The sequence below is a fragment of the Thermocrinis sp. genome (assembly GCF_036781485.1).
GTDB lineage: Bacteria > Aquificota > Aquificia > Aquificales > Aquificaceae > Thermocrinis.
Window position 1 is genome coordinate 14,609 of the sequence record NZ_DAIQAX010000002.1, and the last position, 12,867, is coordinate 27,475.

Genomic DNA, 12,867 nt, shown 5'->3' on the forward strand with positions numbered 1-12,867 from the left:
TGAGGTTTATCACTGGTGCAAGGCCCACACAGATGGGGATATGGTCCTTTGGCTACCTTCAAGGAAGATCCTTATCTCAGGGGATATAGTTTTTGGGGGTAGGGTACCCTTCTTGGGTTCTGGAAATTCAAAGACTTGGATAGACTGCCTGGACAGGATCCTTGAGCTGGAGCCGGAGATACTTTTGATCGGACATGGCGAGCCTCTGATTGGAAAGGAGAACATAAGAAAACAGGTGCTAATGACCAAGAAATACATCCAAGATATAAGGAAGGTTGTTAAAAAACTTTACGAGAAGGGTTTGGACGTGGAGGCTGTGCGTTCTATGGCAAATCAGGAGATGTTAAACATAGACCCCACCTATTCCCAACTTCCTGTCTTTTTCCAGGTCAACTCCGTAAACGCCTATCACCTTTACTTTGAAATAGAGAAAGAACTGTTCCTTGAAGGAAAGTAAAATATACTTGTGAAAGTAGTGATCTTAGAAGAAGGTGCGGACCTTGATGCCCTGTCAAGTGCTTACGGGGTCTTACTTTTGTATGAAGACGCATACCTGCTTAAACCTTCCCTTCTGTCCCGAAGGGCAAGCGAGGTGTTCAAAAGGTTTAGGGATAAGTTTAGGATTTTAGACCACCTCCCTGATAGGTTTGAGCTCGTCCTGGTAGATTCTCACAATGTGGAAGACTATAAACTTCCAGGTTTGGAGGAAATATACATATACGATCATCATCCCAAGGCTCCAAAAGGGTTTAAAGGTAAGGTGGATACGGTTGGAAGTGCAACAACGCTGATTGTAGAAGAGCTTCAGAGGTTAAACAAAAGCATATCTCCAGAAGATGCAACCATATTAGCCTTTGGCATATACGAGGATACGGGTAGTTTGACTTATGAGGGAACCACAGAAAGAGATGCGTTAGCTTTAGCTTGGCTTTTGAAAATGGGTGCCTCTTTGAGGACTATAAGAGAATACCTTAGGGAAAGCTTAAGTAGAGATGAGATAGATTTTTTAGCTAAAAGTTTGACTGCAGTTGAAAAACTTTTCTTAAATGGTTCCAAGATAACTATCTTTGTTCTAAAGTCCGAAGATTATAATCCCGAATTTTTGCAGGTCATATACAGGTTAGAGGACATAAAAGATTCAGACGCCTTTTTTGTCATAGTCTCTGCGGGAAGCAAAACTTACCTTTTTGGTAGAGGATTAAAAGATAAATTTGACACTTCAAAGGTTTTGGAGGTGTTTGGAGGAGGAGGTCACTCCTTTGCCAGTGCGGTAAAGTTAGAAAACGTGGAGGCAGAGAGAGTCAAAACCATCTTGGTGCAGGTGCTAAAAGGAGAAAACCCTGCCATAAAGGTAAAGGATGTTATGAACACTCCAGCCTTTGCAGTCAAAGAAGATCTTACAGTAGAGCAGGCTCTTTTTGAACTCACGAAAAGAAACTATGCAGGTGCTCCTGTGGTAGACGAGAAGGGCAGATTGGTGGGTGTAGTTTATAAGAAAGTGCTTCTAAAGGTTCATAAGCTCTTTCCTTTAAGGCAAGTAAAGGACTTTATCCAGTCTGACTTTCACACTCTCTCCACAGAAGATTTTATATGGGATGCGGAGAAGATCCTTTCTACTTTTGGTGAGAAGTTAATACCGGTGTTAGAAAATGGCAAGCTGGTTGGTGTGGTTACCCGGTTAGACTTGATGCAGGCTATAAGAAGACAAACTCAGCCCTTAAAGTCTTTGCATAAAAAGGTAAAGCTTCCTTCAAAAGTGGAAGAAATAGCAAAGAAGGTAGGCGAAGTTTGTAAAGAGCTTGGCTTTAGAGGATACCTTGTAGGGGGAGTTGTCAGAGACATACTTATGGGAAAAAATATATGGGACTTGGACTTTGTTATAGAAGGGAATGGCTTAGAAACTGCCAAAAGGGTGGCACAGCTCTACGGTGTAAATATCCATCCCTTTCCCCAATTTGGAACGGCCCACTTGAAAGTGGGAGATTTTAAGCTTGAGTTTGCCACCACAAGAAGGGAAACCTATCCCCATCCCGGCGCCTATCCTGAAGTGGAGCCAGCTTCCATAAAAGAGGACCTTCTAAGAAGGGACTTTACCATAAACGCTATGGCTATATCAGTCATGGAAGAGGACTTTGGAACGCTCATAGACTACTTTGGAGGACTAAGGGACTTAAAGAATAAGTTAATAAGAATACTACATCCCCTTAGCTTTGTGGAGGACCCTGTTAGAATACTCAGAGCCTTGCGCTTTGCAGGTAGGTTTGATTTCAAGTTGTCCAAAAGCACTGAAAAGGCTTTAAAAAATGCTTTAGCCTTAGGTGTTATTAAGCACGCGTCAAAGGGCAGACTTTTAAACGAGTTAAAGCTTGTGTTCAGAGAGGAGAAACTTCTCAACATTCTAAAGCTGTATAGAGAGTATGGGATCTTAGAACAGTTGATAGAAGGCTTCCAATGGACACCTAACTTAGAGGCTAAGCTGGAAAAGTTGAGGGAGATTGTTTCATGGCATCATATAGAATTTGCAGACAGAGCTATAGAATACGGCTGGTTATATCTAATAATACTTTTGGAAGATGTAAATGGGGAACATTTTTTGGTAGGAATGAGTGCGCCAGGCTGGGTGAGGGAGCTATACAATCTATACAAAACTCAAGCCATTCAAATAATAAGAAAACTCCAACAAGCTAACAAAAATTCCGAAATCTACTTGGTCCTAAAAAAGCTTCCTGAGCCTTTTTACCTACTTATTGCCCTTGACGAGAGAGTAAGACAGAAAGTAGTTTTATACATGGAAAAACTCAGTAAAGTCAAGGTGGATGTGTCAAAGTTTGCAGGTCTAAAGGGCAAAGAGTTAGGAATGGCTATAGAATTGGAAAAGCTAAAACTAATGGATAGTATATAATTTCATCCATGGAACTTGAGAAGCTTCCAATAGTTGAGTTTGAAGCACCGATAGTTGAAATCAAAACTGAAACGCCCACCACAAAAACCCTTGTTTTTGATATAAGCGATGTAGAGTTTAACTTCTATCCAGGCCAGTATGTTATGCTTCAGGTCCCCTATCCACCTACAGGGGAGATATTAAAGAGAGCCTATTCTATAGCCAACTCTCCCGCTAAAAAAAATTTATTAGAGCTTACCATAAAGCGCACGCCCCAGGGAAAGGCTTCGGTTATCCTTACGCAGGAAGTTAAAGTAGGAGACCGATTTAGAATAAAGGGTCCTTACGGAAAGTTTGTATGGCTACCGGAAATTTCCAAAAACATAGTGCTCATAGGAGCAGGTAGTGGTATAGTGCCACTTATGTGCATGCTAAGGTATATAAGAGATTCCTCCCTTTCTGACGTGTCCGCTACACTTCTTTATTCAAACACCCACTACGAAGAGATCATATACAGAGATGAGCTTGAGGCTATGAAAGGCCTTCCTAACATCAAGATAGTTCATACTCTTACAAGGGGCGCACCTGAAGGTTGGAATGGTTATACTGGAAGAATAAACGAAGACATGATAAAAAAGGAAGTTGGAGAACTAAGCGGTAAAGTTTATTACCTGTGCGGTCCTCCAGCTTTCGTTGATGATATGAGCTCCATTCTTGAAAGGTTGGGTGTGGATAAGGACAGTATAAGAAAAGAAAAATACGATTGAGTTTTGAAGACGAAGACTTGAAAAATTTTCACAAAATTTTCATAAATTTTGTTATAATCTGGTAATAAGGAGGTAGGAAAATGAAAAAGGTATCTTTAGCACTACTACTAATGGGCGGTGTAGTGTTTGCTGAAAGCAAGCAAGAAAAGCCGTTGGATCCATGCGGTAGCCCAAAGGAGGTTTATTCAAAGTATATGCTGGACAAGTGCTATGAGGGATACTTTAAAGCTATAATGGAGGCAAAGAAGAACGCAGATGAAGCCCTTAGATTGGTAAATGAAGCAAACAGAAAAGTTAGCGATTTAGAAAGAAGGGTGGGGAAACTTGAAGGTATAGCAGACGATCATGAGAGAAGAATAAGGGCATTGGAAGGAAGAAAAGTGGAAGTGCCTAAACCCGAAGTGGGACCTTACAAGTGGCAATTGGAAGAGGTAGGCACCGTGTATTTTGATTTTAACAAGTTCAACATAAAACCTTCGGAGGCAAGTAAATTAGACGAGATAGTTGGCAAAGTAAAAGACTCGGGTAAGGAAGTGTTGGTGGTTGGGTTTGCGGACAAAAGAGGACCCTCCAACTACAACTTTAATCTCTCAATGTGGAGAGCTCAGATGGTTGCCAGCTACTTAGCCCAAAAAGGTGTAGATATAGGCAAAATGAGGATAGCATCTTACGGAAAAGAGGTGGCAGATTTATTGGGTAAAAAATACTCTGATCAGAGAGCTGTTAAGGTATTCATAATACACTAACAAAAAAGTGGGGCAAATGCCCCACTTTATGCCCTTTCCTCTCAAATTGGTATAATTTTTAACTTCATGCTGGATAAGATCAGGAACTTCTCCATCATTGCCCACGTTGATCACGGCAAATCCACTTTGGCAGACAGGCTGTTGGAATTTACGGGTGCTGTCTCAAGGAGGGAACTAAAAGAACAGATGTTGGATACCTTAGAGATAGAAAGGGAGAGGGGGATAACAATAAAGCTTCAAGCGGTTAGGATGGAATACAAGGGACACGTTCTTCACCTTATAGACACGCCGGGGCATGTGGATTTTTCTTATGAGGTTTCTCGTGCTTTAGCTGCTTGCGAAGGGGCGGTGCTTTTGGTAGATGCCACTCAGGGCATAGAAGCCCAGACGGTAGCTAACTTTTGGAAGGCTGTGGAGCAAGATTTAGTTATCATACCAGTTATAAACAAAATAGACCTTCCCGCAGCTCAGCCAGAGAGGGTAAAAAAACAAATAGAAGAAATATTAGGATTAGACCCAAATGATGTTATCCTTGCCTCTGCAAAGGAAGGCATAGGTATAGAGGAGATCTTAGATGCAATAATAAAGCGCATTCCACCTCCAAAGGGTGATCCTCAGGCACCTTTAAAGGCTCTTATTTTTGACTCCTACTATGATCCCTACAGGGGAGCGGTAGCCTTTGTCAGAATTTTTGATGGAGAGGTAAAGCCTGGCACGAAGATAAGACTTTTTTCAACGGGCAAAGAGTTTGAAGTTACAGAAGTGGGTGCGCAGACGCCCAAAATGACCAAGTTTGAAAAGTTGTCTGCAGGTGAGGTAGGATACATTGCAGCATCCATAAAGGATGTGAGGGATATAAGAGTGGGGGATACGATAACTGATGCAAAAAGACCTGCAAAGGAGGCAGTGCCAGGATTTAGGCCCGCAAAACCTATGGTCTTTGCGGGGCTTTATCCTTCTGAAGGATACACCTTTGAAGAGCTGAGGGATGCTTTGGAAAAGTACGCTATAAACGACGCTGCGCTGTATTATGAACCAGAGAGTTCTCCAGCCTTAGGTATGGGCTTTAGGGTGGGTTTTCTGGGACTTTTGCACATGGAGATCGTGCAGGAAAGGTTGGAGAGGGAATACGGCGTAGGTTTGATTACAACCGCACCAAGCGTCGTATACAGGGTTAGGCTTAAGAACGGGACAGTGAAGGAGATAAAAAATCCCTCTGAACTTCCGGAAAACTGGGGCTTGATAGAAGCTATAGAGGAGCCCTTTGTAAGTATAACCATAATCACACCGAAAGAATACGTAGGAAGTATTATGAACCTGTGTCAGGAAAAGAGAGGAGTACAAAAGAGCTTTAAGTATTTAGACCCAAACACGGCTATACTGGAGTATGACATGCCACTGAGTGAAATACTCCTTGATTTTCACGACAAAGTAAAAAGCCTTTCTAAGGGATATGCTTCTTATGACTACGAGTTTATAGGTTTTAGAAAGGAAGATCTGGTAAAGTTAAACGTGTTTATAAACAACGAGCCGGTGGATGCCCTTTCTTTCATAGTTCACAGAGATAAGGCTTACAGAAGGGCTCGGCAGATCGTAGAAAAGCTAAAGGATGTAATTCCAAGACAGCTTTTTGAGATTAAAGTGCAGGCAGGAATAGGCAGTAAAATAATAGCTTCTGAAAGAATACCACCACTGCGTGCCAACGTAACTGCCAAATGCTACGGAGGGGACATAACTAGGAAGAAAAAACTTTTAGAGAAACAAAAGGAAGGCAAAAAGAGGCTAAAGCAATTTGGAAAGGTAGAGCTTCCTCAGGAAGCTTTTCTGAGCGTGCTAAGGGTGGACTGAACATGGTAAAACTTCTTTACTTTGCCATCTTAAAAGAGAAGATAAGAAAGCAAGAAGAAGACTTAGATTTTGTTGGAAGCGTAAAGGAGCTCAGGAAAAAGCTTACAGAGCTATACCCCCAGCTAAAAGATGTTTTAAAGGTTTGCCTTTTTGCGGTAGATTACGAATATGTTGGAGAAGACTTCATACTCAAAGGGGGAGAAAAGGTAGCGGTAATACCCCCTGTTAGCGGTGGATAAAAAGGCACTGATAATCAGGTTTTCCTCTTTGGGTGATGTGGTTCTTACCTCTTGCCTTTTTCAGCCACTTATAGACAGAAGCTATAAACCATACTTGCTTACACATCCGCCTTATGGAGAAATCTTTAAGGACGATCCCAGGGTTGAAGTGATAGAGCTAAGAAAGGATGAACTTTTCAAAAACTTAGAAAGGCTTAAAGGTTTTGACCTGTATTTGGACATGCACAAAAACCTAAAGACTCTTTTGCTTAAGCTAATACTGGGTGGCACCTGGAAAAGCTATTCAAAAGAGAGCATAAGAAGAAGGCTTGCTATTAAGTTTAAAGCGTTTAGAACTCCCTACAGCGTGGTAGATTCTTACCTAAGAGCCATCGGAGAAAAGGGATATAGACCTTCCATCGTCCTGTCTGAAGATAGGCTCAACAGGTTAAAGCAAACTTACGGAGAGGGTTTTGTAGCCATATCTTCAGGAGCTAGATATAAGAAGAAGAGATATCCATATTTCGTAAAAGTGGCGGAAAAGTTAAGGAAAAAGGGCATTAGGGTAGTTTTTGTTGGGGCCCAAGGAGAGTGTGATGGTGTAGAGGATGCAGAAAACCTATGCGGAAAGCTTTCTTTAATAGACACAGCTGGGATTATAAAGCTTGCTAAGATTTTCGTGGGGAATGATTCTGGACTATTGCACATTGCAAGGGCTGTAAAAACCAAAGCGGTGCAAATATACGGGGGAACCCATCCTACCCTTGGTTTTTCCCTCTTTCCAGAAGAAGGAAAAGTTATCATAAAAAACTTACCATGTCAGCCCTGCACACTCCACGGAAAGGGAGAGTGTAAGTATAAGACCTATGAATGTTTAGAAATCCCGCCAGAGATTGTAGTAGATGAAATACTCAAACTAACTTCTCAAGAAGGGCATTAGCACCGCTTATCTTTTGATAGGCAGAGGAGATAACATAATAGAGCTGTTCACCTTCCGCTATAGTTAGATCATACAAAGTAAGACCAAGGTCCTTTAGTAGGTAGTATAGGGTTGAATACAGATTATCATCGAGTTTTTTTGTTGGGTCTGGAATGCTTTTGTAAATTTCAAGTACGTAATCGCACAGTCTCTTTATGGTGTTGGCTATGCTTTTAATTTCAGGATCGTGCTTGTATAGAGAAATCACCTCTTTGTATCTTTCCTCTATCTCTTTTGAAAGACTTCTAAATAGCATATCCTCCAATATCAGCACACTCTTCTCCATAGCGCTCTCCTAATTGAGAAAGATAATCAAGTTCTACAGATTTGCAAGCATAGACTCTATACGGTTTAATAGTTCTTCTAAGCTTTCTGTTTGTTCCACCCCTTCTATGTTGTATGTTTTGTAGCCTATGATCCTCTTATTAAGTATAAGAGCGTAGGCTATTTCAGAAAGTGTCCCCCAGTGTCCTCCTATGGCTATAACAAACTCCCCGCTAGCAACAACTATAGGGTTTCTGTTCCAGTTCATACCCGTGTTTATCCTAATATCCACGTAAGGGTTTGCTTCTTCCCCTGTGTAGGTAGTCATTATTCCCACAGTTAAACCCCCTTCCTCCTTTGCTCCTTTGCAAACCGCCTCCATAACACCACCCCTTCCACCACAGACCACTACCAAACCTTTTTTAGCTAAAAATCTACCCACCTGATATGCCACTTGGTATTCTTCCTCATTTGCCTGAGAGGATCCTATTACAGAAACAATTCTAAACATGTTTGATATATTTTATCTTCATCCCAAGATCCTCCACTGCCTGCCTAAACTCCTTGAACTTGAAAATTCTTCTATCGCACAGAATGATTGTGCCAAAATCTTGAGAGCTTCTCATCATCCTTCCAAGCCCCTGCCTGAACTTTATAAGCGCCTTCATCTTTTGATATTCAAAAGGCTCTTCCCCAATCTCTTTTAAGTATCTTATTCTGTGATAGGTAAGTGGATCCTCTGGGCTGTCAAAGGGAAGTTTAGCCATCAGTATTCCCTTTTCCCCCTTAACATCAATCCCAAACCAAAGACTGTCTAAGCCAACCAATGCCTTTATCTCTCCTTTTCTCAGAGCTTCAACGAGAAGGGACAATTTATCTTCCCCCTGTAAAGCTATACCTTCTTCGTCTCTAAAAAGATTTAGTTGTTCCTTGTTTGTTAGCAGGGCTAAGACTCTATCGTGAAGAGTTCTTAGTTTTTTGTAGGCAAGTTTTAGACACAGTTCCCACTCTTCTTTCTCCTTTGGGTTTGCGTTATAAACTACAAACTCCACTCTGTGATATGGGAATGTGTGGGGAAGGTCGTAAAACTCCCCCACTATACCCATAGTTTGGTAAAGATCCTCTGGGTCAACTGTAGCGGAGGTTATGATCACTCCCTTATAACCGCTAAGGTCAAAGTATCCAGCGGGAAAGACAGGGAACCTCTCCAGCCTATAGTTAAAGCCTTTAAGCCTACTGCTCCACTTTCTACTGATGGAAAATCCCACGTCTGCGGGAGGCGATTTCATAACCTTGTAAAAGTCCTTCAATCTTTGAATCTTCTTTTCCAAGAGTTCATAAGTTTTTAGCTTTTTTATAACTCTCTCTTCTTCCTCTGTGGGCTCATCAAAGCTTACGTTAAGTTGGAAGTATTCTTCCCAGTTTAAGAGGCTGGACCGCTGAAGGTAATCCTTAAGCTTCAGACTGATCCACAGCTTGGAGGTCAGGTAGTTTCCGATTTCTGATATGAGCTTTTCCTTTATTCTTTTGTGGTATGTGCTTATCGGTCTTATTATCAGCTCTTCAAAGTCCTTTAAGTATGGAGCTAAGTTTTGAAGTGGTTTCTGTTGTGTTTCCTCATCAAACATCTCTGAAAAGTGGCGCTCAAAGAATTCTTCTACACGCGCCTGTGCATCTGGCAAAAACTGGACTATTCTTTCCATTATCTCCACCCTTAGGGTATAGGTAGATACACCGTCTGTTAAGGAAGAGGTTACGTATTTGTCAAGCTCGTGGGCTTCGTCTATCACCAAAAGCCTATCCTCTGGGTTTTCAAACTCCTTGAGTGCCAAAAGGGCATGATTTACTACGATTATCCTTGCGTTCTTTTCTCTCCTTTTCAACTTACTCCAGTAGTAGCACTCTTCACTGTATTTGCAAATACTTCTGTAATGTGAAGTGCAGTAATCATCCTCTACGCAAAGATCTTTCCAAAGCTCTACATCCACCTGCACGAATTCCCAATCCCCGTCCCACTCGCTCTCCAGAAGATCCTCTATCTGGGAAGGTCTTTTGTCTGGTGGCTGTTGGTAGAACCTATCAAGACAGAGGTAATTGTTCTTTCCCTTCAGAATCAAGTAATCTACACTCTCACCGGTTAAGTAGGAGTGATAAACCTTTAAGGTTTCAATATCCCTTCTTAACTGCTCTTGCAAAAGCTTGGTGCCGGTAGATATTATAGCCTTTTGCCCTTTTTCCAATATGGGTATAAGGTAGCCATAAGTTTTGCCGGTGCCTGTTGGTGCCTGAATTATGCTTATCCCGCCATTTTCTATGGTATGGGATACAATATCAAAAAACCTCTCCTGTGCTTCCCTTCTTTCAAGTCCTTTGTTTAACAGAAAGCTATAGAGCAAGAAGGGCATTAGCCAGGGGGCCAGCTCATAGATCTTCCACCTATTAGGTGAAGATGCAGATGAAACACGCTCTGACCTGCGTGCTCACCGACGTTAAAGACCAATCTATAACCACCTTTTGTGCTGTCCGGAGAGGACAAGTTTAAACTTTCCCCTATCTTTCTCGCTACGTAAAACATGTGTCCTACTAACTGTTCATCTTCCTGCTCCAAAGACTGAATACCAAATATGTGTTTTTTGGGAACTATTAGTATATGAACTGGAGCCACCGGGTTTATGTCGTGGAAGGCATACACCCAATCATCTTCGTACACGCCTTTAGAGGGTATTTCTCTGCTGACGATCTTACAAAATATACAGTCCTTCATCCTCCTTCACCTCCTGTGTTGAAGCTTTATCTGAACACCCCCACCAATTTCTACCCCTGAACCATCTGTGCCTACGCTTGCTGATACAAAGGCGCATGAGCTTAAGCTAATCAAGCAAAGACTTAAGAAAGCTATCCGTTTTGGATGCAGGAAGACCCATAACAGTGTAAAAGTCCCCCTTGATCCTTTCCACAAACTTAGCACCCAATCCTTGCACTCCATAGGCACCGGCCTTGTCCAACGGCTCTTTTGTTTTAATGTATTCATCAATCTCTTCCTCGTCAATTTTTCTAAATTTAACCCACGCGGTATCATGAAAGATAACCTTTCCTTTGGGGGATAGAATGGCTACCGCAGTTATAACCTTGTGCCATCTGCCAGATAGACTTATGAGCATATTTCTTGCTTGCTCTTCGTCTTTCGGTTTCCCAAGGATTTTTTCACCTAATACCACTACGGTATCCGCACCCAAGACTGTGGAAAACTTATACTCTTTCCATACCTTAAAGGCCTTTTGGTATGCTAGTCTTCTGGCAGCTATCAGAGGATTTTGCTCGTATCCCTCTTCTATCATAGATGGTATAACAAAGAAGCTATACCCGAGCATTTTAAGTATCTCCACCCTCCTCTTTGACTCAGAAGCTAATATAAGAAGCCTCACAGGAATTATTATAAACATCACACTCTGAGTGGGAGCTTTCCTAATGGGAGGTTTTCGTGCTTTTTTACCAGCTTAAGAAATACCAAAGAAGTCATGTAAGCATCCTCCAAAGCATCGTGAAGGTTTGATAGGGGCAAGTTTAGTTTTTTGGTAAGCTCCTCTAAGGTAGGAATTTTACTCTCAACCTCCAGCAGATCCACTATGTCCATGTAGTAAGGATAGAAAACTCCCCCGCATGCTTCTTTTACTATGTTCCTCATTACCCAAACATCTATCTGTGTAAAGTAGCCTACAAGCAAGCATCCCCGGGAGAATTCAATAAACTCTTTACAGGCTTGTTTGGGCTCTATTCCCCCCTTTAGCTCGTCAGGTAATATACCATGCACCTTTACGCTTTCCAAGCTCTGAACAGGATTTTTTATCTTAAAGCTTATGTGATCAGAAAGCTTTAGGTTTAAGCCTTCCAAACGAAAAGCACCCAAACTTAAGGCTTTGGCAGTTTTGAAATCAGTGTGGGACGTTTCTGTGTCAAAAACCACAAAACAACTATCCTTTACTCTTTTTTTTAAGTCCAAATCCCAGTTGAACCTCTCAAAGGCTTCTCTATATTTTTTCCTGTAATACCACCTCTTGAGCCTACCAAAGCTCATTGAGAAAACTCATAATGAAAGTTTGTCTATAAATTATATTTATTTTCTTGGAGGTATAATATGGCAGTAAAAGAAATAATGGACTCTTTGGCAAAGCAAACTGTGAATAACAAGAAACTCTCCGAATTGGTAAAGGACATAAAGCTAGTGGGTGATAAGCTTGAGTTGGTTTTTATGCTGCCCAACAAAAGTTTGGAAAAGGAGATAAGGGAAAAGGCCTTGAGCGTTTTAAAGGATGTGGAAGGGCTGCAGGACGTTGAAATAAGCTTTACTGAGATGGGACAACCTGTTCAAAGTCCCGCTTTTCATAGAACCAGACTTCCTGGGGTTAAACATTTAATAGTGGTTGGTAGCGGAAAGGGTGGGGTGGGCAAATCTACTGTAGCTACAAACATCGCTCTCTCTTTATCCAAACTTGGATACAAAGTGGGTCTTTTGGACGGAGACATATACGGTCCGAGCATCCCAACTATGCTGGGCCTAAAAAATCAAAGGGTAGAAGTGGATAAATTTAACCGAATTATACCTGCAGAAGCCTTTGGGATGAAGGTAATGTCTGTGGGCTTTTTGCTTCCTTCCGAGGATACGCCGCTTATATGGCGTGGCCCAATGCTAATGAAGGCTCTGACTCAGTTTTTGTTTGACGTAAAGTGGGGTAGTTTGGACTTCTTGGTCTTGGACCTACCACCAGGTACGGGAGACGTTCAGCTAACTTTAGCTCAAACAGTGGAAATTGACGGTGCCATAGTGGTTACCACTCCTCAAGATGTGGCCCTTGCGGACGTAAAGAAGGCGGTGGTGATGTTTAAAGAAGTTGGTATCCCAGTGCTTGGGGTAATAGAGAACATGGCATACTTTGTCTGTCCAGAATCAGGCAACAAGTATTACATATTTGGCAAAGGAAGAGTTTTGGCTTTTGCTCAAGCTTATGGGCTCAAAGTGCTTGGCTCTGTTCCCATAGAGCCTGAAATTGCAGAAACCTCAGACAGTGGTGTGCCAATAGTGGAAAGCTCTGCCAATTCTCAGTCTGCCAAAGCTTTCCTTAGTATAGCAAAGATTATCGCGGAAGAATTAGAAAGGAGGTAAGCA

The 12,867-nt window shown here is 41.9% G+C and carries 14 protein-coding genes; 8 read left to right on the plus strand and 6 right to left on the minus strand.

Going from position 1 to position 12,867, the window contains the following annotated elements:
• The 7 genes from V7P40_RS01660 to V7P40_RS01690 all read left to right on the plus strand — a co-directional run.
• Positions 1-457 (plus strand): MBL fold metallo-hydrolase (locus V7P40_RS01660; RefSeq protein WP_333784232.1); only part of this gene is annotated, 457 nt, incomplete at its 5' end.
• 9 nt (positions 458-466) lie between these two features.
• A complete protein-coding gene (locus tag V7P40_RS01665; protein ID WP_333784233.1) occupies positions 467-2,902 on the plus strand; it encodes a CBS domain-containing protein in 2,436 nt (811 codons plus the stop codon).
• An 8-nt stretch (positions 2,903-2,910) separates the two neighbouring features.
• Entirely contained in the window at positions 2,911-3,648 is a 738-nt protein-coding gene (locus V7P40_RS01670) for a ferredoxin reductase (RefSeq protein ID WP_333784234.1), read from the plus strand.
• A gap of 80 nt (positions 3,649-3,728) precedes the next feature.
• Positions 3,729-4,394: an OmpA family protein gene (locus tag V7P40_RS01675; RefSeq protein ID WP_333784235.1), complete on the plus strand. Its 666-nt coding sequence runs from the start codon at positions 3,729-3,731 to the stop codon at positions 4,392-4,394.
• Positions 4,395-4,460: 66 nt separating this feature from the next.
• A complete protein-coding gene (lepA, locus tag V7P40_RS01680) occupies positions 4,461-6,242 on the plus strand; it encodes a translation elongation factor 4 (RefSeq protein WP_333784236.1) in 1,782 nt (593 codons plus the stop codon).
• A gap of 2 nt (positions 6,243-6,244) precedes the next feature.
• Complete coding sequence (gene moaD, locus V7P40_RS01685) at positions 6,245-6,481, plus strand: molybdopterin converting factor subunit 1 (RefSeq protein ID WP_333784237.1); 237 nt, start codon at positions 6,245-6,247, stop codon at positions 6,479-6,481.
• Complete coding sequence (locus V7P40_RS01690) at positions 6,474-7,400, plus strand: glycosyltransferase family 9 protein (protein WP_333784238.1); 927 nt, start codon at positions 6,474-6,476, stop codon at positions 7,398-7,400. The genes moaD and V7P40_RS01690 overlap by 8 nt, the downstream gene beginning before the upstream one ends.
• Here V7P40_RS01690 and V7P40_RS01695 read toward each other — a convergent pair.
• From V7P40_RS01695 to V7P40_RS01720, 6 genes are all read right to left on the minus strand, one after another.
• On the minus strand, positions 7,372-7,725 hold the full coding sequence (locus V7P40_RS01695; RefSeq protein WP_333784239.1) for a hypothetical protein: 354 nt from the start codon (positions 7,723-7,725) through the stop codon (positions 7,372-7,374). The two genes, V7P40_RS01690 and V7P40_RS01695, sit on opposite strands and share 29 nt — an antisense overlap.
• Before the next feature lie 33 nt (positions 7,726-7,758).
• Entirely contained in the window at positions 7,759-8,214 is a 456-nt protein-coding gene (locus tag V7P40_RS01700) for a TIGR00725 family protein (protein ID WP_333784240.1), read from the minus strand.
• Positions 8,207-10,108 carry an ATP-dependent DNA helicase gene (locus V7P40_RS01705; RefSeq protein WP_333784241.1) on the minus strand — a complete coding sequence of 634 codons (1,902 nt, stop codon included), beginning with the start codon at positions 10,106-10,108 and terminating at the stop codon, positions 8,207-8,209. The genes V7P40_RS01700 and V7P40_RS01705 overlap by 8 nt, the downstream gene beginning before the upstream one ends.
• Positions 10,108-10,467 carry a histidine triad nucleotide-binding protein gene (locus tag V7P40_RS01710; protein ID WP_333784242.1) on the minus strand — a complete coding sequence of 120 codons (360 nt, stop codon included), beginning with the start codon at positions 10,465-10,467 and terminating at the stop codon, positions 10,108-10,110. The genes V7P40_RS01705 and V7P40_RS01710 overlap by 1 nt, the downstream gene beginning before the upstream one ends.
• A 106-nt stretch (positions 10,468-10,573) precedes the next feature.
• Positions 10,574-11,128, minus strand: coding sequence for a Maf family protein (locus tag V7P40_RS01715; RefSeq protein WP_333784243.1), 555 nt, complete (start codon positions 11,126-11,128; stop codon positions 10,574-10,576).
• 17 nt (positions 11,129-11,145) lie between these two features.
• Complete coding sequence (locus tag V7P40_RS01720; RefSeq protein ID WP_333784244.1) at positions 11,146-11,778, minus strand: exonuclease domain-containing protein; 633 nt, start codon at positions 11,776-11,778, stop codon at positions 11,146-11,148.
• A 60-nt stretch (positions 11,779-11,838) separates the two neighbouring features.
• On the opposite strand from V7P40_RS01720, the gene V7P40_RS01725 reads away from it, so the two are divergent.
• Complete coding sequence (locus V7P40_RS01725) at positions 11,839-12,864, plus strand: Mrp/NBP35 family ATP-binding protein (RefSeq protein WP_333784245.1); 1,026 nt, start codon at positions 11,839-11,841, stop codon at positions 12,862-12,864.
• Positions 12,865-12,867 lie beyond the last annotated feature (3 nt).

Coding starts and splice junctions, on each gene's coding strand:
- V7P40_RS01670 (WP_333784234.1), top strand. CDS start 2,911: ATGGAACTTGAGAAGCTTCCAATAGTTGAGTTTGAAGCACCGATAGTT.
- V7P40_RS01675 (WP_333784235.1), top strand. CDS start 3,729: ATGAAAAAGGTATCTTTAGCACTACTACTAATGGGCGGTGTAGTGTTT.
- lepA (WP_333784236.1), top strand. CDS start 4,461: ATGCTGGATAAGATCAGGAACTTCTCCATCATTGCCCACGTTGATCAC.
- moaD (WP_333784237.1), top strand. CDS start 6,245: ATGGTAAAACTTCTTTACTTTGCCATCTTAAAAGAGAAGATAAGAAAG.
- V7P40_RS01695 (WP_333784239.1), bottom strand. CDS start 7,725: ATGGAGAAGAGTGTGCTGATATTGGAGGATATGCTATTTAGAAGTCTT.
- V7P40_RS01700 (WP_333784240.1), bottom strand. CDS start 8,214: ATGTTTAGAATTGTTTCTGTAATAGGATCCTCTCAGGCAAATGAGGAA.
- V7P40_RS01705 (WP_333784241.1), bottom strand. CDS start 10,108: ATGCCCTTCTTGCTCTATAGCTTTCTGTTAAACAAAGGACTTGAAAGA.
- V7P40_RS01710 (WP_333784242.1), bottom strand. CDS start 10,467: ATGAAGGACTGTATATTTTGTAAGATCGTCAGCAGAGAAATACCCTCT.
- V7P40_RS01720 (WP_333784244.1), bottom strand. CDS start 11,778: ATGAGCTTTGGTAGGCTCAAGAGGTGGTATTACAGGAAAAAATATAGA.
- V7P40_RS01725 (WP_333784245.1), top strand. CDS start 11,839: ATGGCAGTAAAAGAAATAATGGACTCTTTGGCAAAGCAAACTGTGAAT.